This window comes from Nonomuraea wenchangensis (assembly GCF_900111685.1).
Classification (GTDB): domain Bacteria; phylum Actinomycetota; class Actinomycetes; order Streptosporangiales; family Streptosporangiaceae; genus Nonomuraea; species Nonomuraea wenchangensis.
The window spans coordinates 597,345-615,988 of the sequence record NZ_FOHX01000005.1; the positions used below are offsets into that span (position 1 = coordinate 597,345).

The window sequence follows — 18,644 nt, forward strand, 5'->3', positions numbered from 1 at the left end:
TGTGCGAAGTACATTCACGTCAGCAACCAGAATGGAGTTCTGTTCGATGCGTTACGGGTACTTCCTCAACGAGCCCACGGGCGCCGACCCCATCGGCGGCCTCCGCGACCAGATCACCCAGGCCGCCGAGGACGGCTTCAGCTCGGCCTGGCTGTCCCACATCTTCGGCCTCGACGCGATCACCGCCCTGGTCGCGGCCGGCGTGCAGGCGCCGCCCCTGGAGCTCGGCACCGCCGTCGTGCCGACCTACCCGCGCCACCCGGCCGCGCTGGCCCAGCAGGCCATGACCGCCAACGCCGCGCTCGGCGGCCGGTTCGCGCTCGGCCTCGGGCTGTCGCACCAGATCGTCATCGAGAACATGTTCGGCTACAGCTTCGAGCGGCCCGGCCGGCACATGAAGGAGTATCTGGACGTCCTCGTGCCGGCCAGCCGCGGCGAGCACGTCCGCTACGAGGGCGAGACGCTCAAGGCCGACATCAAGCTGAGCACCCCGGGCGCCGGCTTCCCCGTGCTGGTGGCCGCGCTCGGCCCGCGCATGCTCAAGATGGCCGGCACCGTGGCCGACGGCACCGTCCTGTGGATGACCGGCCCGAAGACCGTCGCCGACCACATCGTGCCGACCATCAGGGCCGCCGCCGCCGAGGCAGGGAGAAAGGAGCCGCGCGTCGTCTGCGCGCTGCCCGTCTGCGTCACCGACGACCCCGAGGGCGCCGTCGCCCGCGCCAACGAGGTCTTCAAGATCTACGGGCAGCTGCCCTCCTACCGCGCCATGCTCGACAGGGAGGGCGCGGCGAACCCCGGCGACATCGCCCTCGTCGGCGACGAGAAGACCGTGCTGGCCAAGCTCGAAGAGCTGGAGCGGGCCGGCGTCACCGACTTCGTCGGCGCCGTCTTCGCCGAACGGGAACGCACGCGGAGCCTGCTGACCGGCGCGGCGAAGGGCTGAGGCGGGAGAGATCCCAATAAACTCCGGCAAGGTGAAGGGCGTGCTGCAAGGCATAGACGTGTCGAACTGGCAGGGCTCGGTCGACTGGTCCGGCCACGCCGAGGCGGGCGTGGCGTTCGCCTTCGCCAAGGCGACCGAGGGCGGCGACTGGACCGACAAATGGTTCGCGCGCAACTGGAACGGCATGCGGGAGAGCTGGCTCGTCTGCGGCGCGTACCACTTCGCCCGCCCCAAGGGCGACCCCGTCCAGCACGCCCGCCACTTCCTCGCCACGATCAGGTCGGCCGGCGGGCTGCGCCGCGGCGACCTGATCGCGCTCGACCTGGAGACCGGTGACGGCCTGCGCCCCGAGCAGGTCGCGCGCTACGCCCGCCGCTGGTGCAGCCACGTCGAGCGGCTCACCGGCGTGCGCCCCTTCATCTACACCTTCCGCTCCTTCGCCGACTCCGGGCACTGCGCCGGCCTCGGCGAACACCCCCTCTGGATCGCCGGTCCCGAACACGCCCGCGGCCGCCCCGCCGTGCCGAGACCCTGGAACGACTGGACCATCCACCAGTACGCCCAGAGCCCCGTGGACCGCAACGTCTTCCACGGCACCAGGAAGGACCTGACAAAGCTGGGGTTTCACCCGCGATAGCATCGTTGTTCGTCACCGAAGCAGCCCCGGTGCCGGGCGCCGGGCGCGCGACCCCAAGGAGTCACCGTGTCAGCCGAGCTACACATCACCCTCGCCGGAGCCGAGCGTGTGGTGGCGGCCGGCACGACGGCCGGCGCCGCACTGGAGGCCGACGGCCGCACGGTCATCGCGGCCAAGGTCAACGGCGAGGCCCGCGACCTGGCCCACGAGCTCGCCGACGGCGACGTGGTCGAGCCGATCGAGGTCTCCAGCGAAGAGGGCAGGGCGATCGTCCGCCACTCCACCGCGCACGTCATGGCGCAGGCGGTGCAGGAGCTGTTCCCCGAGGCCAAGCTGGGCATCGGGCCGCCCGTCGACAACGGCTTCTACTACGACTTCGACGTCGCCGAGGCGTTCCACCCCGACGACCTCAAGCGCATCGAGAAGCGCATGCGCGAGATCGTCAAGGAGGGGCAGCTGTTCTCCAGGCGGCCGGTCGGCGACGACGAGGCGCGGGCCGAGCTGGCCGGCGAGCCCTACAAACTGGAGCTCATCGGGCTCAAGGGCGGCGCCGCCGACGAGGAGTCCGTCGAGGTCGGCGCGGGACAGCTGACCATTTACGACAACCTCGACGCCAAGAGCGGCGAGCTGCGCTGGAAGGACCTCTGCCGCGGCCCGCACGTGCCGTCCACCCGGTCCATCCCGGCCTTCAAGCTCATGCGCTCCGGCGGCGCCTACTGGCGCGGCAGCGAGAAGAACCCTCAGCTCCAGCGCATCTACGGCACCGCATGGGAGTCCCGCGACAAGCAGGACGAATACCTCAAGCTCCTGGAGGAGGCCGAGAAGCGCGACCACCGCAAGCTGGGCGCCGAGCTCGACCTGTTCAGCTTCCCGCCCGAGCTGGGCAGCGGCCTGCCGATCTTCCACCCCAAGGGCGGCATCATCCGCAAGGAGATGGAAGACTACATGCGCCGGCGGCAGGCCGAGGCGGGCTACGAGTTCGTCAACACGCCGCACATCACCAAGTCGACGCTGTTCGAGACCTCCGGCCACCTGCCGTGGTACGCCGACGACATGTTCCCGGCCTTCGAGCTGGAGGGCGTCGACTACCGCGTCAAGCCGATGAACTGCCCGATGCACAACCTGATCTTCCGTGCGCGTGGCCGTTCCTACCGTGAGCTGCCGCTGCGGCTGTGCGAGTTCGGCTCCGTCTACCGCTACGAGAAGTCCGGCGTCGTCCACGGCCTCACCCGGGTGCGCGGCATGACGCAGGACGACGCGCACATCTACACCACCCGCGAGCAGATGGCCGAGGAGATCCAGTCGCTGCTGCGGTTCGTGCTGAGCGTGCTGCGCGACTTCGGGCTCGAGGACTTCTACCTGGAGCTGTCCACCCGCGACGACTCCGAGAAGTTCATCGGCGACCCGGCCGAGTGGGAGGAGGCGACCGAGGCGCTGCGCCAGGTGGCCACCGAGTCGGGGCTCACGCTCAAGGACGACCCGGGCGGCGCGGCCTTCTACGGCCCGAAGATCTCCGTCCAGGCCAAGGACGCCATCGGCCGCACCTGGCAGCTGTCCACCATCCAGCTCGACCTCAACCAGCCCAAGCGGTTCGGCCTCGAATACCAGGCGGCCGACGGCTCCCGGCAGACGCCCGTCATGATCCACCGGGCGCTGTTCGGCTCCGTCGAGCGCTTCCTCGGCGTGCTCACCGAGCACTACGCCGGCGCCTTCCCGCCCTGGCTCGCGCCGGTGCAGGTGGTGGGCATCCCGATCGCCGAGGCCCACGTCCCCTACCTCCAGGACGTCGCCAAGAAGCTGCGCGAGCACGGCATCCGGGTCGAGGTCGACACCGCCGACGACCGCATGCAGAAGAAGATCCGCAACGCGCAGAAGGCCAAGGTGCCGTTCATGCTGCTGGCCGGCGACGACGACATCGCGAGCGGCGCGGTCTCCTTCCGCTACCGCAGCGGCGAGCAGAACAACGGCGTGCCGGTCGAGCAGGCGATCGCCGAGATCGTCCGCGCGGTGGAGCAGCGCGTCCAGGTCTGACACTCAGGCGGCTGATCTGACGACGGGGGCGGGGCCGTACGGCTCCGCCCCCGTCGTGCTCGTCACCTGGGGAACAGGCGGAAGGTCACGGCGGGCCGGCCGCCGAAGCGCGCGGCCTCCTCCCGCGCCTGGCCCTCGATGAGGTCGCGGGCGTACTTCTCCGGATCCTCGCCGGTCAGCGCCTCGATGTAGGCGCGGTGCGCCAGGAGCGAGCGCACCCCCCGCTCCAGGCCGTCGGTGACGTCCACGGCGTGGGTGGGCGCGTCGGTGCCGGCGACGGCGACCCAGCGCACGCCGTCCCACGGCTCGGCGTCGGTGTCGGGGAAGATCCACCGGTTGCCGGCGTCCCCGGCCGCGTCCAGCACGGCCCTGCCGACCGCCCGGTGGTCCGGGGTGTTCCAGTACGTGCCGCCCCAGGTGTCGTCCGGGTTGAGGGTGATCACCAGTTCGGGGCGGTGCCGGCGGATCGCGGCGGCCAGGTCGCGGCGCAGGGCGACGCCGTACTCGATGACCCCGTCACGGTGGCCCAGGAACTCCACCTCGCGCACGCCGACCACGGCGGCGCCGGCCCGCTCCTCCCGCTCGCGTAACGGCCCGCTCTCGGCGGGGTCCAGGGTGTCGATGCCCGCCTCGCCGCTGCTGACCATCACGTACGCGACCTCGCGGCCGGCGTCGGTCCAGACGGCGACGGCGGAGGCGCAGCCGTACTCCAGGTCGTCGGGGTGGGCGACGATGGCCAGGGCACGCCGCCAGTCGCCGGGCATGGGCTCAAGCTGATCGATCGTGGTCATCACCACACCCTAGGCCGGTGCGGCCCGGTGGTCCTCCGCGTGAGCGCCCTGAGACCCGGTCCGCCCGGGGTCCTATGCTGCTAGTTATGCACGATCAGGCAGGGGCCGGGTCCCCGGACAACTTCGACCGTCTCTGGACCCCGCATCGGATGGCCTACATCAAGGGTGAGAACAAGCCGACGGGCACCGGCCCCGGCGACGGTTGCCCGTTCGACGCCATCCCCGAGATGAGCGACGAGGACGGCCTGGTCGTGGCCCGGGGGGAGAGCGTCTACGCGGTGCTCAACCTCTACCCGTACAACTCCGGCCACCTCATGGTGGTGCCCTACCGGCACGTCTCCGACTACGACGAGCTGACCCCCGCCGAGCTGGTCGAGCTGGGTGAGTTCACCCAGAAGGCGCTGCGCGCGCTGCGCAAGGCCAGCGGCGCCCAGGGCTTCAACGTCGGCATGAACCTCGGCCACGTCGCCGGCGCCGGCATCGCCGCCCACCTGCACCAGCACGTGGTGCCCCGGTGGGGCGGCGACACGAACTTCATGCCGGTCGTCGCCCAGACGAAGGTGCTGCCGCAGCTACTTCGTGACACCCGCCAGCTGCTCGCCGACGCCTGGGGCTGACTCCTCCCGCCGCACCAGCACCCCGATGCCGGTGGCCAGCAGCAGCGGCACCGCCAGGGCCAGCGCCATGGACAGCACCGCCGCCCCGGAGTCGTTGACCAGCATGCCGACCACGCCGGCGACCATCGTGCCGATCAGCCCGGCCCGCAGCGCGGGCGAGTGCTCGAAGGCCGCCGGCACCACCCCGGCCGACGCCTGGTCGGGGCGCAGGATCGCGTACACGAGGAAGGCCACGGCCACGATCACGATCGGCATGAGGTTGGGGCTGAGCAGCGTGGCCAGCATCGCCTGCAGCTTGCGCCAGATGACGTCGAACGCCTCGCCGGTCAGCACCTGGCCCACGAACCGGCCCAGATGGGTCTGCTCGCTGGGCGGCTTGAGATAGTTGAGCCAGGCGAACGTCATCACGATCACCCCGCCCGCCACGCAGAACAACCCCAGCTTCACCAGCGACACCCGCTTGCCCGTCAGCACGAGCGCGGTCACCGCGATGCCCGGCACGAACGCGATCACGCCGCCGAAGTCGCTGCCCAGCCCCGACCCGCCGAGCACCATGGCCCCCGTGCCGAGGCCGACGATCGCGGCCAGCCCGACCCGGCCCGGCCAGCGGTGCGCGATCGCGGTGGTGGTGAGCAGGGTGCCGGTGGCGAACAGCGCGAACGGGATGTTGCCCAGCCCGAAGTAGCGGGCGCCCTGCTCGGCGCTGTAGCCCATGAAGCTGTTGAGCTGGAGCGTGGTGCCGGTCAGCAGGTCGCCGGCGAGCGTGAGCGCCGTGACCCCGGCCACCACCGCCAGCGGGCCGAGCGGGCGCCTGCGCCACGGCCCGCCCAGCGCCAGCGCGACGATCACCGCCCACCAGCCCAGCATCCAGCCGAACAGCTCCAGATGCGTGCTCCACGGCAGCAGGTTGACCAGGAACGTGGTGACCGGCAGCGCCGCCAGGCCCACCGCCGCCACCCGCACCAGGGGCAGCCGCCTGCGGCGGCGCAGCAGCACGAACGCCAGCACGTAGAACAGCACCTGCAGGACCGCCAGCGCGGTGAAGTACTGGCCCTTGGCCGAGCGCATCGTCTGCGCGGTCGCGTCGGCGCGGGCCATCGCCTCGATCGTCGCGCCGCGCTCGCCCGCCCGCATCGGCACGCCCACCACGGTGGCGGGCACCGGCACGCCCAGCTCGGTGAGCACGGTGGCGGTCAGGTCGGGCAGGATCGAGATGTCGTCGCGGTGGGTGGAGGCGGCGCCGAGCAGACGGCCCTCCGCGCCAGGGGCGCGCATGGCGGCCACCCGCAGATGGGGCACCGAGCCGTGGTCGGACAGCCCGGCGAGCAGCACCGTCGTGCCGGCGGGCAGGGCCGCCAGCAGCGCGCCGGCCTTGGCGTCGGCCAGCCGTGCCGCCTCGCGGCGCCGGTCCGGGGCGAGCTGCTCGGGCGTCGCGGGCAGGCGGTCGCCGGTGAGATAGGGGCTGACGAGGTCGTCGACGTCCATGACGGTCAGCCGGCACCGTTCGAGGTCGCCGGCCGCGAGCTGGGCGGGGGAGGCGTGGTAGCGCGGGATCTGCCCCTCGCGGTCGGCGAGCGCGAGCGCCGCGCCGGGGCCGATCGCGAGCGAGCACTGCCCGGCCGCCTTCAGCGCCTCGCCCAGGTTGCCGGCCTCGCGGTTGCCGGCCACGTCGATGAGGTAGCGGTAGTCGGGGATCACCGCGCCCTCGCCCCGCTGCTCGGGGGCCGGGGGCGCGCCGCAGCCGTAGCCGGCCGCCGACCTGGTGCCCGCCGAGACGGTCAGCCAGCCGTCATAGGGGCAGGTCACGTTGCCGACCGTGCGCACCGACAGCGAGCCGATGGCGCTCGATCCGGCCAGGGCCCACAGGTGGGGGGTGACGGCGGGGTCGAGGTCGTGCCAGTGCAGGGCGGGCACACCGATCAACGCCACGCGCTGCCCGTCGGCGCCGGCCTGGGCGCGGATCCGCGCGTCCGCTCCGGTCGGGGCCGCTTCCCCCGCTCCGGTGTCGGCGCGGGCGGCGGCGGGGGGCGCCGCAGCGGTGAGCAGCCCTTGGCCGGCCAAGAGCTGGCCGGCCAGTACGGCCAGCACGATCAGCGCGCGCCTCACCTCGAAGACCTCCCGCGACTAGGTTGGGGCGTCGTGCCACCGGCGCACGAGGGGCCGGTGCACGGCCCGCGCCGTCGGACGCGACTACCTTCTCATGCCGCGGACCCGGCGCGAGCCGGTTACGCGCACCGAGGATCAAGCCCGCGACACCAGGTCGGAGGCCGGGTCGTGCGGGCGGGCCGCCGACCTGGCCGGGCCGCCGGACGCGGGCACCGGGGTCAGCCAGTCGCGATGGCGGTCGTCGCGGCCGTGGGTGACGGCGTCGTACGCGTCCGCGAGCTTCTGCGTGACCGGCCCGGGGCCGCCGAGCTCGCGCCCGTCCACGGCGGTGACGTGCACGACCCCCGCGCCGGTGCCGCACAGGAGGATCTCGTCGGCGGCGTACAGGTCGGTCCGCATCAGGTCCTGGCGGACGGCGGGGACGCCCAGGTCGGCGGCGAGCCGTTCGAGGGTGTCCTGGGTGATGCCGTCGAGCGCCCCCGCGCCGGGCGGCGGCGTGAGCAGCCGGCCGTCGCGCACGACGAAGAGGTTGGCGCCGGTGCACTCGCTGACGTGTCCGGCCGCGTTGAGCAGCACGGCCTCGTCGTAGCCGGCGGCCATGGCCTCGTCCTTGGCGAGGACGGAGTTGAGGTAGGGGCCGGTGGCCTTGGCCGCGACCGGGACGACCCGGTGGTCGTTGCGCCGCCAGGAGCTGGTCATGAGCCGTACGCCGGAGGTGCCGAGCAGCGGCGGCCACTCCCAGGTCGCGACGGACACGACGGTCGGGCACCGGCGCGCGGCGATGCCCATCTCGCCGAAGCCCCGGTGGGCCAGGTGCCTGATGTAGCAGTCGGCGTGGCCGTTGGCGGCGACGGTCTCCAGGGTGGCGGCGCGCAGCTCGTCCACCGAGTACGGCAGCGGCAGCCCGATCATCCGCGCGCTGCGCACGAGCCGCGCCAGGTGCTCCTCCAGCCGGAACACGGCCGGCCCGTCCGGCGTCGCGAACACCCGGGTGCCCTCGAAGACGGCGGTGCCGTAGTGCAGGGCGTGCGTCAGCACGTGCACGCGGGCCTCACCCCAGGGGACCAGCTCCCCGTCCATCCAGATGTACGCGGCTTCGCGCACGTGCCCACCCTCTTCCTCATTGGCCGCAACTTTGCGGGATATATGAGCCAATTGGCCCATGAGTGGCACAGTAGCGGGATACTAGTGGCATGGGAAGGGATGACAACCTCGTCACACTCGTCCGCGACCGGCTGCGCCTGCACCGGGGCACCCCCAGCCGCAGGCTCGCCGGCGCGCTGGCCGACCTGGCGCAGACCGGCGCCCTGGCGCCCGGCGACCGCCTGCCCTCCGAACGCGACCTGGCCCAGGCGGTCGGCGTCAGCCGGGGCACGGTGGCGGCCGCGTTCAACGCCCTGTGCGAGGAGGGGCTGTGCGAGCGGCGGCACGGGAGCGGCACGTACGTGCTGGGCACGCCCCTGGGCACGCCCTCGTTCGGCGGCCTGCTGAAGGGCGGGGCGGTGGTGGCCGATCTGTCCACCTCGGTCGTGCCCGATCCGTCCCACCTGGTCGTGCCCCCGCTCGATCCGGCCGCGCTGCTGCGCGCGCCGAGCGGCCACGGCTACGACGCCATGGGCGACCCCCGGCTGCGGGCGCTGCTGCGCGGCGGCGCGGCCGGCGCCTGGCCGGAAGGCGGGGGAGAGGTCCTGGTCACCGCCGGGGCGCAGCAGGGCATCGACCTGGCCGCGCGGGTGCTGCTGCGCCCCGGCGACCGCGTCCTGGTCGGCGATCCCGTGTACGGGGGCGCGCTCAGCGTGTTCCGGCGCGCGGAGGCCATCGCCGTGCCCGTCGACCTGACCGCGCCCGCCGCCGTGGCGGACGCGCTCGCCCGGCATCGGCCCGCCGCCGTCTATGTCGTCGCCGTCGAGAACCCCACGGGCGCGCTGCCCGACCTGCGGCCCGCCGCCGAGCTGGCCGCCGCGGCGGAGGTGCCGCTCGTCGAGGACCGCACCCTGGCCGCGCTCGTGCACGACGGCGCGCCGCCGCCCGCGCCGCTGGCCCCGCTGCACCCGTACGGGACGGTGACCGTCGGCTCCCTGTCCAAGGTGCTGTGGGGCGGGCTGCGGGTGGGCTGGCTGGCCGCGCCCGAGCCGCTGCTGGCCCGCCTGGTGGACGCCAAGCTGGACGCCGACCTGGCCACCAGCGCGGTGGCCCAGCGGCTGGCGGCCGACCTCCTCGACCACAACCCGCCCGGCCCGTGGCTCGCCGAGCTGGCCCGCCGCCGCGACCACTTCACCGCGGCCCTGGCCGCCCGCCTGCCCGACTGGACCTGGGAGCGGCCGGCGGGCGGGCTGTCGGTGTGGGCGCGGCTGCCCGGGGTGGACACCGACCGGTTCGCCGTGGTGGCCAGGGAGGAGGGGGTGGCGGTGGCGCCCGGCTCGCTGTTCTCGCCGGACGGCCGGCACCGCGATCGCCTGCGGCTCAGCTTCGCCCTCCCGCCGGCCCTCCTGGACCAGGCGGTCGAGGGCCTGACCCGCGCCTGGACGGCCGGCCACGGCGGCTGACCGGCCCCGGCCAGCTGCGGCGGCTGGGCGGGCCCGGCCCTGGCCCGCTGCGGCGGCTGAGCGGGCCCGGCCCGCGGCCGCCTCTCAGCTGACGTCGAGGACGGCCTTGCCGTGCAGGCGGCGCTCCAGCAGCGCGCTCACGGCCTCGCCGGCCCGGTCCCATCCGCCGCGCCACGACACGTGCGGGTCGAGCACGCCGTCGGCCACCCGCGCGGCCAGCCACGTCAGGTCCGGCTCCAGCGGCTGCCCGTCCAGCAGGTAGAAGGTGACGATCGAGCGCCCGTGCCGCCCGGCGTCGCCGTGGAAGGCGCCGGGCGGGAAGACCTCGGGCTCCTCGGCGGAGTGGCCGACCGAGACCAGCGTCCCGTGCGGCGCCAGCTTCATGAAGCCCTGCACGAGCTGCGGCCCGCCCACGCAGTCCACGATCCCGTCCAGCGTCCCGGAGGCCAGCTCGGGGGCGGCGACCACCTCGTGGGCGCCGAGGGCCCGCAGGCCGTCCCCGTGCGCTTGTGGGTCGCCGGTGGAGGCCACGACGTACGCGCCGCCGAGCCTGGCGAGCCGCACCGCGTACCGGCCGACGCCGCCCGTGGCCCCCGTGACCAGCACGCGCCTGCCGAGCAGCGGCCCGATCGCGCGCAGGGCGCGCAGCGCGCTTCCCCCCGCGACCGGCACGGTGCTGACGGCGCCGAGATCGGCGCCCTCGGGCACGACGCCGAGCGCGCCGGTGTCCACGGCCCGCAGCTCGGCCCAGCCGCCGTCGCCGCCGATCGTGACGACCGGCGTGCCGGCGGCGGGGCCTGAGCCGTCGGCGGCCGGGCGCTCGACCACCCCGGCGGCGTCCCAGCCGATCACGGCGCCGTCCGGCGCGCCGGCGAGGGCGTGCCTGACCTCGCCGTAGTTGAGCGAGACGGCGCTGACCCGGACCAGGGCCTCGTGCGGGCCGGGCGCGGGGTCGGCGGTCTCGCCGAGGCGCAGGCCGGAGGCGGTGGAGCGGTCGACGAGCAAGGCGCGCATGCGAAGTCTCCTCGTGGTGCGACGGATGTCCCGACCATTTATGTCACTGAGTGGCATAAGCCTGCAAGTGGCATTCGCCCCTGCTATGCTTCCCGCGTGACCCTGCGCGAACGCAAGAAACTCCGCACCCGCCAGACCCTGATCGACACCGCGCTGGAGCAGTTCACCCGCCGCGGCTTCGACGGCGTCACGCTGGACGAGCTGTGCGAGGCGGTGGAGGTGTCCAAGCGCACCTTCTTCCGCACCTTCGCCAGCAAGGAGGACGTCGCGATGGCGCCCGCGCAGGACCTGTGGACGCTCTTCCTCGCGGAGCTGGAGTCCGCGGTGCCCGGCGGCCGGACGCTCCTGGAGATGGAGCGGGACACGTTGCTGGCGGCGCTGGAGCGCGCCGCGCGGGAGGAGGGCTGGGCCGGGCGGATGGCGCTGGCGCACGCGCTCGCCCAGCGCACGCCCTCGATGGACGGCCACAACCGGCACTTCTGCGAGAGCACCACCCGCAGCGCCCTGGACGTCCTGCGGCGGCGGTTCGGCCTCGGCGGCCCGGACGACCCGCGCCCCCGCCTGGCGATCGACATGCTGGTCGCGGCGTTTCACCTCGCGATGGCGGGCTGGGCCGACAGCCCCGAGCCCGACCCTGCCGACCTGGCCGCCCGGCTCCGCGACGCGCTGGCGGCGCTGCCCGCCGCCCTCACCCTGGTCCCGGACGAGGGCGGCGCGGCGGGCGTCAGCTCACCTTGACGCTCGTCGCCTTGCTCTCGTGCTGGAGCCGGTCGAGCGAGGCGATCTGGTAGGAGCCGGCGGCCTTGGCGGTGTAGGACGGGCTCGTGACGATGGCGACCAGGTTGCGGTTGTCGGTCTCGTAACAGCTCTCGCCGGACTTCGGCACCTGGTAGACCGCGTAGGCGCGGGCCCCCTCCGAGGGCGTCCACGACAGCGTCGTGCCCGTGGCCTTGACGTCCGTCGGCTTGGGCGGCGCCTGCCCGCCCAGCTCCTTCATGATCGGCAGCAGCGCCGGGCGGCTGTAGAACTCCTTGACGACGAGGTCCATCGCGCCCAGCGGGTTGGCCAGCAGGTTCTTCGCGCTGAAGTAGACGTCGCCCTTGACCTGGGGGTACTTGCGGTTGAGCGTCAGGTGCGCGGCCAGCTCGCCCGGCCTGGACCACGACTGGTCCTCGCCGACCCGGTAGAGCGCCTGCCCGATGTAGAGGTGCACGTCGGTGCCCTTGACCGCGCCCGCCCACCACGGCATCAGCACGCGGTAGTCGGCCGCCTTGAAGCCGCGCGGCCAGTAGAGCTGCGGCATGATGTAGTCGACCGTGCCGGCCTTGATCCAGGCGAGCGCGTCCGCGTAGATCGAGTCATAGGCCGACATGCCGGAGGTGTTGGACCCGGCCGGGTCCTGCGCCTTGTTGCGCCAGATGCCGAACGGGCTGATGCCGAACTTCACGTAGCTCTTGCGGTCGTGGACCGACTTGTCCACCTCCGCGACGAGCTTGTCGACGTTGGCGCGCCGCCAATCGGCCAGGCTCTTGCCCTTGCCGTACTTCGCGAAGGCGGCCTTGTCGTCGAACTGCCCGCCCTCGCCCGGATAGGGGTAGAAGTAGTCGTCGAAGTGCACGCCGTCCACGTTGTAGCGGCTGACGACGTCGTCGACGACCTTGACGACGTGCTCGCGCACCTTCGGCAGGCCCGGGTTGTAGTAGAGGCGGCCGCCGTACTTGACGACCCAGCCGGGGTGCTGCCTGGCGGGATGGTTGGCCGGGAGCTGCGAGACGTCGGACTCGTACGCGGCCCGGTAGGGATTGAACCAGGCGTGGAACTCGAGGTTGCGCTTGTGGGCCTCGTCGATGAGGAACGGCAGCGGGTCCCAGCCGGGATCCTTGCCCGCGGTGCCGGTGAGGAACTTGGACCAGGGCTCCAGCGACGACTTGTAGATCGCGTCGGAAGCGGGCCTGACCTGCACGAACACCGCGTTGAGGTTGCGCCTGGCCGCGGCGTCGAGGATCTTGACGTATTCGGCCTTCTGGCGGGCCTGGGACAGGCCGGGCTTGGACGGCCAGTCGAGGTTGGTGGTGGTCGCGATCCAGAGTCCGCGCAGCTGACGCTTGGGGTAGCGCGGATCGGCCTTGCAGGCGGCGGCGGCCGAAGTGGCGGCGGCGGTGGCGGTGGTCGTCTTCTTCTTGCTCGCGGCGGGGCTCTCCCCGGCTCCGGGGCCGAACAGGTAGGCGGCCGTGGTGGTGGCGACGGCGAGAGCGGCGGCGGCCAAAAGTGGGCGTCCAGTTCGCATAGTGCCACCCAGTCTGGCAGCACGGGGCCGGTGATCAGGCCAAAAGAGCGAAATGAAATCGTGATGCTTCTGTGATTATTTGTTATGGCTGGGCCGGGAGGGACCTGGATCCGCCCTCCCGGCTCCACGGCTCAGACCGTCCCTCGGGTCACCCGGTCGCCGCCATCTTGGTCGCCAGGTTCGGCGGCAGCGGCTCGTAGCGCAGGAACGAGCGCGTGAAGGTGCCCGTCCCGTGGGACATCGACCGCAGGTCGATCGCATACCTGGTGATCTCCAGCTGGGGCACCTCGGCCCGCACCAGCGTGCGCCCGGTGCCGACGGGCTCGGTGCCGAGCACCCGCCCGCGCCGCGACGACAGGTCGGACATCACCGAGCCGACGTGCTCGTCGGCCACCAGCACCGACAGCTCGTCCACCGGCTCCAGCAGCAGCGTCGGCACCTTCGAGGCGGCCTCCTTCAGCGCGAGCTGGCCGGCGATCTGGAAGGCCATGTCGGAGGAGTCGACCGAGTGGGCCTTGCCGTCGTACAGCGTGACCCGCACGTCCACCATCGGGTAGCCGGCCACGACGCCGCGCTCCATCTGGGCGCGCACGCCCTTCTCCACCGACGGGATGAACTGCCGCGGCACCACGCCGCCGACGATCTTGTCCACGAACTCGAACCCGCCGCCGGAGGGCAGCGGCTCGACCTCGATGTGGCAGATGGCGTACTGGCCGTGGCCGCCGGTCTGCTTGACGTTGCGGCCCATCGCCTGGCACCTGCCGCCGAACGTCTCGCGCAGCGGCACCCGCAGGTCGATCCGCTCGACCTCGACGCCGTAGCGTTTGGACAGCCGGTCGAGCAGCACGTCGGTGTGCGCCTCGCCCATGCACCACAGCACGAGCTGCTTGGTCTCGGCGTTGTTCTCCAGCCGCAGTGTGGGGTCCTCGGCGACCAGCCGCGAGAGCGCCTGCGCCAGCTTGTCCTCGTCGGCCTTGGACTTTGCACGGATCGCCACCGGCAGCAGCGGGTCGGGCATCGTCCAGGACGTCATCAGCAGCGGCCGCTCGACGTCGGAGAGCGTGTCGCCGGTCTCGGCCCGCGCGAGCTTGGCCACCGCCACGATGTCGCCGGCCACGCCCTTGGGCATCGGGCGCTGCTGCTTGCCCAGGGGGCAGGAGAGTGTGCCGATGCGCTCGTCCACGTCGTGGTCCTCGTGCCCGCGGTCGGCCAGGCCGTGCCCCGAGACGTGCACCGTCATGTCGGGGCGCAGCGTGCCGGAGAAGACGCGGACGAGGCTGATGCGGCCGACGTACGGGTCGCTGGTGGTCTTGACGACCTCGGCCACCAGGGGGCCGTCCGGGTCGCAGGTCACGCCCTGCACCGGTTTGCCGGACAGGTCGGTGATCTCCGGCATCGGGTGCTCCAGCGGCGAGGGGAAGCCCTGGGTGATGACCTCCAGCACCTCGTGCGTGCCGACGCCCAGCCCGGTGCACACGACCGGGTAGAAGCTGCCGCGCTCCACGGCCTTCTCCAGGTCCTCGATGAGGACCTTGACGTCGATCGGCTCGCCTGCGAGGTAGCGATCCATGAGCGACTCGTCCTCGCTCTCCTGGATGATCCCCTCGATGAGGCTGCCGCGGTGCTCCTCGATCTGTGTCTCGTAGCCGGCGCCGGGCTCCTTCTCGGTGCGGGCGCCGGTCGCGTAGTTGTAGAACTTCTGCGTCAGCAGCCCGATCAGGCCGTTGACGTGGCCGTTGGTGATCACCGGCAGGTAAAGGGGCGCGACGCCGTCGCCGAAGATCTCCTGGCAGGTGGCGAGCGCCTCCTCGAAGTTCGCCCGCTGGTGGTCGATCTTGGTGATGACGACCGCGCGGGGCATCCCGACCTGGGAGCACTCCTCCCAGAGCATCTGGGTGAGCCCGTCGACCCCGTCCGAGGCCGACACGACGAACAGCGCGGCGTCGGCCGCGCGCAGGCCGGCCCGCAGGTCGCCCACGAAGTCGGCGTACCCGGGCGTGTCGATGAGGTTGATCTTGATGCCGTTGTGCGTCAGCGGGGCGACGGCCAGGTTGACCGACCGCTGCTGCCTGACCTCGACCTCGTCGAAGTCGCTGACCGTGTTCCCGTCCTCCACGCGCCCCGGGCGCTGGATGGTGCCGGTCGCGGCCAGCAGCTGCTCGACGAGGGTCGTCTTGCCCGCTCCCGAGTGGCCGACCAGCACGACATTGCGTATCGCAGCAGCCCGGTCGGCCGCGGGTGCCCTGCCCGCGGCTCCCACGGCGCTGCCTGAGCTCTTCTCCGCCACATCAGCCTCCCGCGCGTCGAACTCCGTCCCGGATCGCGCCCGCGGAATGTGCTGGAAACCGCATGGACGCGGTGTGTTCACCAAATACCCGTGTGGCGGATATCACAAGGGGGGCGGGGCAAAGAAAGTCCCTGGGTCCGTGATGGCCTACGATCGGACCGCGATGCTCAAACTCCTGCGCCCGGCCATGACCCGGATACTCACCCCGCTGGGCAGGGCCCTCGTGAGCCGCGGGATCGGCCCGGACGCCGTCACGGCGATCGGCACCCTCGGCACCGTCGTGGCCGCCCTGACCTTCTTCCCCCTGGGCCTGCTGACCTGGGGCGCTCTCGTGATCACGGTTTTCGTGCTGTTCGACCTGCTCGACGGGGTGGTCGCCCGGCTCGGCGGCAAGGGGGGCAGCACCTGGGGCGCGTTCCTCGACTCGACGCTCGACCGGGTCGCCGACGCCGCCATCTTCGCCGGCCTGATCTTGTATTTCGTCTCCCGAGGCGACACGCTGATGGCGACGGTCACGCTGGCGTGCCTGGTCGCCGGGGCTCTCGTCTCCTACGCCAAGGCCAGGGCCGAAGGGCTCGGGCTCACGGCCGACGTCGGGCTGGCGGAGCGTCCTGAGCGGCTGGTCGTGGCGCTGGTCGCGGCCTTCTTCTCGGGGCTCGGGGTGCCGTACGTGCTGGCGGCCGGCATGTGGCTGCTGGCCGCGGCGAGCGTGATCACGGTGGGCCAGCGGGTGTGGCACGTCCACGAGCAGACGAGGGAGAGATGAGCGGGGACACGTCGTTCGGCGACCGGATCGTCGCCGCCGGCTTCGCGGCCGGCTGGAAACTCGTTCCGCTGCTGCCCGAGCGGCCCACGGCGGCGGTCTTCCGCTTCCTGGCCGACCGGGTGTGGGCCAGGCACGGCAAGTCGGTGGCGCGGCTGGAGTCCAACCTGGCGAGGGTGACCGGTCTGGAGCCGGGCAGCCGCGAGCTGAGCGAGCTGACCAGGGCGGGCATGCGCTCCTACTTCCGCTACTTCCACGAGATCTTCCGGCTGCCGCGGATGAGCGGCGCGGAGATCGTGCGCCGCACCCGCGTCGTCGGGGCCGAGCACATCCACGACACCGTGGCGGCCGGCCGGGGCGTGGTGCTCGCGCTGCCCCACATGGGCAACTGGGACCAGGCCGGCGCGTGGCTGGTCAACGTGGGCCACCCGTTCACGACGGTGGCCGAGCGACTCAAGCCCGAGTCGTTGTTCCGCCGCTACGTCGCCTTCCGCGAGGGCCTCGGCATGGAGGTGCTGCCGCTGACCGGCGGCGACGGCCACAACTTCGCCACCCTGGCCCTGCGGGTGCGCAGGGGCGGCGTGGTGTGCCTGCCCGCCGAGCGCGACCTGACGAAGACCGGCGTGGAGGTGCGCTTCTTCGGCGCGACCACCAAGATGCCCGCGGGGCCGCCGCTGCTGGCCGTGCAGACCGGGGCCGCGCTGCTGCCCGCGATCGTGCACTTCGACGGCGACGACTGGGGCATCCACATCCAGGAGGAGCTTCCTGTGCCGGCCGAGGGCACCAGGCAGGACAAGGTGAAGGCGCTCGCCCAGGGGCTCGCCGACGCCTTCGAGAAGGGCATCGCCGAGCATCCGGAGGACTGGCACATGCTGCAGCGGCTCTGGCTGGACGACCTGCCTCCCGGGGCCGGCCGATGAAGGTCGGCATCGTCTGCCCCTACTCGTGGGACATGCCGGGCGGCGTCAAACAGCACATCGACGACCTCACCCAGGCGCTGGCGGCGCAGGGCCACGACGTGTCGGTGATCGCGCCGGCGGCCGACGACGACGAGCTGCCTCCTTACGTGACCGGGGCGGGCCGGGCGGTGCCGGTGCCCTACAACGGGTCGGTGGCCCGGATGTCGTTCGGGTTCCTGTCGGCGGCGCGGGTGCGGCGGTGGGTGCGCACCGGCGAGTTCGACGTGCTGCACATCCACGAGCCGCTGATCCCGAGCCTCGGCGTGCTGGCCTGCTGGGCGGCCAAGGGGCCGATCGTGGCGACCTTCCACGCCTCGTTCTCGCGCTCGCGGGCGATCGCGGTGGCCGAGCCGCTGCTGCGCAGCGCGCTGGAGAAGCTGACCGGCCGCATCGCGGTCTCCGACGCGGCCCGCAAGAGCCTCGTTGAGCAGTTCGGCGGCGACGCGGTGCTCATCCCCAACGGGGTGACCGTCGACCGCTACGCGCGGGCCGAGCCGCTGGAGGGCTGGGGGCCCGACGGCCGGACGATCGGCTTCCTCGGCCGCATGGACGAGGAGCGCAAGGGCCTGCCGATCCTGCTGGAGGCGTTCGCCGCGCTGGCGGCCGACCGGCCCGAGGTCAAGCTGCTCATCGCTGGGCCCGGCGACGAGAAGGACGTCTACGAGCGGCTCCCCGCGCGCTTCCACGACCGGGTGACGGTGCTGGGCATGGTGAGCGAGGCCGACAAGATCCGCGCCTACCACTCGGTGGACGTGTTCTGCGCCCCCAACACCCGCGGCGAGAGCTTCGGCATCGTGCTCGCCGAGGCCATGGCCTCCGGAGCGACGGTGCTGGCCAGCGACATCCCGGCCTTCCGCAAGGTGCTCGGCGACGGCCAGGCGGGCGCGCTGTTCGCCAACGGCGACTCGGCCTCCCTGGCGCGCGAGGCGGGCGCGCTGCTCGACGCGCCGGAGCGCCGGGCCAAGCTGGCCGAGGAGGCGCTGGTGGCGGTCAGGAAGTACGACTGGTCCACGGTGGCCCGCGACGTCGTACGCGTCTACGAGACGGTCACCGCGGCGGGCGCCGGCCGGGTGGAGGAGGACCTGTGACGTCGACCATGGCCGTGCTGGTCGCCGGCCTCGTCGTGGTGCTGCTCGCGGTCTACGTCTCCTGGCGCGCGGGCCGGCTCGACCGCCTGCACATCCGCCTGGAGCTGGCCCGCGAGTCGATGGAGGCGGCGCTGACCCGCCGCCGGGCCGTGGTGCTGGAGCTGGCCGGCTCGCGCCTGCTCGACCCGGCCACGTCGCTGGTGCTGGCCGCGGCGGCGCACGAGGCCAGGATCGCCGGCCCGGAGGAGCGCGAGCACGCCGAGAGCGACCTGTCACGGGCGCTGCGGGCGGCGGTGGACCAGGAGCGCTTCAGGGAGAAGCTGGCCGAGTCGCCCGGCGGCGCGGACCTGCTGGAGGAGCTGGACGCGGCGGTGGCCAAGGTGGTCTACGCGCGCCGCTTCTACAACAACGCGGTGGCCGTCACCCGGACGGCGCAGCGCCGCTGGCTGGCGCGGACGCTGCGGCTGGCGGGCCACACGGACTACCCCAGTTTCTTCGAGATTGATGACAATCCGCCCGCGACCATGGCAACTGAATAACCAGATTTGGGGGGAAGCAGTAAGCTCGTGCCG

16 protein-coding genes are annotated in these 18,644 nt (G+C 72.7%); 10 read left to right on the forward strand and 6 right to left on the reverse strand.

The annotated features are described in order from the left end of the window. The first annotated feature begins 46 nt into the window (after window positions 1-46). The 3 genes from BMW85_RS18655 (at window position 47) to thrS (ending at window position 3,614) form a co-directional block, all read left to right on the forward strand. A complete protein-coding gene (locus BMW85_RS18655; protein WP_091082718.1) occupies window positions 47-946 on the forward strand; it encodes an LLM class F420-dependent oxidoreductase in 900 nt (299 codons plus the stop codon). 40 nt (window positions 947-986) lie between these two features. Further along, window positions 987-1,583: a glycoside hydrolase family 25 protein gene (locus BMW85_RS18660; protein WP_177240739.1), complete on the forward strand. Its 597-nt coding sequence runs from the start codon at window positions 987-989 to the stop codon at window positions 1,581-1,583. A gap of 66 nt (window positions 1,584-1,649) precedes the next feature. Then, complete coding sequence (gene thrS, locus BMW85_RS18665; RefSeq protein WP_091082721.1) at window positions 1,650-3,614, forward strand: threonine--tRNA ligase; 1,965 nt, start codon at window positions 1,650-1,652, stop codon at window positions 3,612-3,614. 62 nt (window positions 3,615-3,676) lie between these two features. Here the strand turns inward: thrS and BMW85_RS18670 are convergent, their stop codons facing one another. Next, window positions 3,677-4,405, reverse strand: a complete 729-nt coding sequence (locus BMW85_RS18670; protein WP_091082980.1) for a PIG-L deacetylase family protein — start codon at window positions 4,403-4,405, stop codon at window positions 3,677-3,679. An 86-nt stretch (window positions 4,406-4,491) separates the two neighbouring features. On the opposite strand from BMW85_RS18670, the gene BMW85_RS18675 reads away from it, so the two are divergent. Further along, window positions 4,492-5,022: an HIT family protein gene (locus BMW85_RS18675; protein ID WP_245774896.1), complete on the forward strand. Its 531-nt coding sequence runs from the start codon at window positions 4,492-4,494 to the stop codon at window positions 5,020-5,022. On the opposite strand, the gene BMW85_RS18680 is transcribed toward BMW85_RS18675, so the two are convergent. Then, a complete protein-coding gene (locus tag BMW85_RS18680) occupies window positions 4,978-7,128 on the reverse strand; it encodes a hypothetical protein (protein WP_091082724.1) in 2,151 nt (716 codons plus the stop codon). The two genes, BMW85_RS18675 and BMW85_RS18680, sit on opposite strands and share 45 nt — an antisense overlap. 135 nt (window positions 7,129-7,263) lie before the next feature. Further along, window positions 7,264-8,232: a branched-chain amino acid transaminase gene (locus BMW85_RS18685; RefSeq protein WP_245774897.1), complete on the reverse strand. Its 969-nt coding sequence runs from the start codon at window positions 8,230-8,232 to the stop codon at window positions 7,264-7,266. Between the two features lie 89 nt (window positions 8,233-8,321). Here BMW85_RS18685 and BMW85_RS18690 point away from each other — a divergent pair, with 89 nt between their 5' ends. Beyond that, window positions 8,322-9,674, forward strand: coding sequence for an aminotransferase-like domain-containing protein (locus tag BMW85_RS18690; RefSeq protein WP_091082726.1), 1,353 nt, complete (start codon window positions 8,322-8,324; stop codon window positions 9,672-9,674). Between the two features lie 84 nt (window positions 9,675-9,758). Here the strand turns inward: BMW85_RS18690 and BMW85_RS18695 are convergent, their stop codons facing one another. Beyond that, a complete protein-coding gene (locus BMW85_RS18695; RefSeq protein WP_091082727.1) occupies window positions 9,759-10,688 on the reverse strand; it encodes a zinc-binding dehydrogenase in 930 nt (309 codons plus the stop codon). Between the two features lie 96 nt (window positions 10,689-10,784). Here BMW85_RS18695 and BMW85_RS18700 point away from each other — a divergent pair, with 96 nt between their 5' ends. Next, a complete protein-coding gene (locus tag BMW85_RS18700; protein WP_091082729.1) occupies window positions 10,785-11,426 on the forward strand; it encodes a TetR/AcrR family transcriptional regulator in 642 nt (213 codons plus the stop codon). Here BMW85_RS18700 and BMW85_RS18705 read toward each other — a convergent pair. Further along, window positions 11,413-12,975: a glycoside hydrolase family 10-like protein gene (locus tag BMW85_RS18705; protein WP_177240740.1), complete on the reverse strand. Its 1,563-nt coding sequence runs from the start codon at window positions 12,973-12,975 to the stop codon at window positions 11,413-11,415. The two genes, BMW85_RS18700 and BMW85_RS18705, sit on opposite strands and share 14 nt — an antisense overlap. A gap of 148 nt (window positions 12,976-13,123) precedes the next feature. Beyond that, on the reverse strand, window positions 13,124-15,262 hold the full coding sequence (locus BMW85_RS18710) for an elongation factor G-like protein EF-G2 (RefSeq protein ID WP_091082731.1): 2,139 nt from the start codon (window positions 15,260-15,262) through the stop codon (window positions 13,124-13,126). Between the two features lie 163 nt (window positions 15,263-15,425). On the opposite strand from BMW85_RS18710, the gene pgsA reads away from it, so the two are divergent. Genes pgsA through BMW85_RS18730 form a run of 4 tightly spaced genes read left to right on the forward strand, consistent with a single transcriptional unit; the run spans window position 15,426 to window position 18,611 of the window. Beyond that, complete coding sequence (gene pgsA, locus BMW85_RS18715; RefSeq protein WP_177240741.1) at window positions 15,426-16,028, forward strand: phosphatidylinositol phosphate synthase; 603 nt, start codon at window positions 15,426-15,428, stop codon at window positions 16,026-16,028. Beyond that, entirely contained in the window at window positions 16,025-16,945 is a 921-nt protein-coding gene (locus BMW85_RS18720; RefSeq protein ID WP_091082734.1) for a phosphatidylinositol mannoside acyltransferase, read from the forward strand. Before pgsA ends, BMW85_RS18720 begins: the two co-directional genes overlap by 4 nt. Beyond that, a complete protein-coding gene (locus BMW85_RS18725; protein WP_091082736.1) occupies window positions 16,942-18,072 on the forward strand; it encodes a glycosyltransferase family 4 protein in 1,131 nt (376 codons plus the stop codon). The genes BMW85_RS18720 and BMW85_RS18725 overlap by 4 nt, the downstream gene beginning before the upstream one ends. A gap of 8 nt (window positions 18,073-18,080) precedes the next feature. Then, complete coding sequence (locus BMW85_RS18730; protein ID WP_177240757.1) at window positions 18,081-18,611, forward strand: hypothetical protein; 531 nt, start codon at window positions 18,081-18,083, stop codon at window positions 18,609-18,611. Window positions 18,612-18,644: the final 33 nt, after the last annotated feature.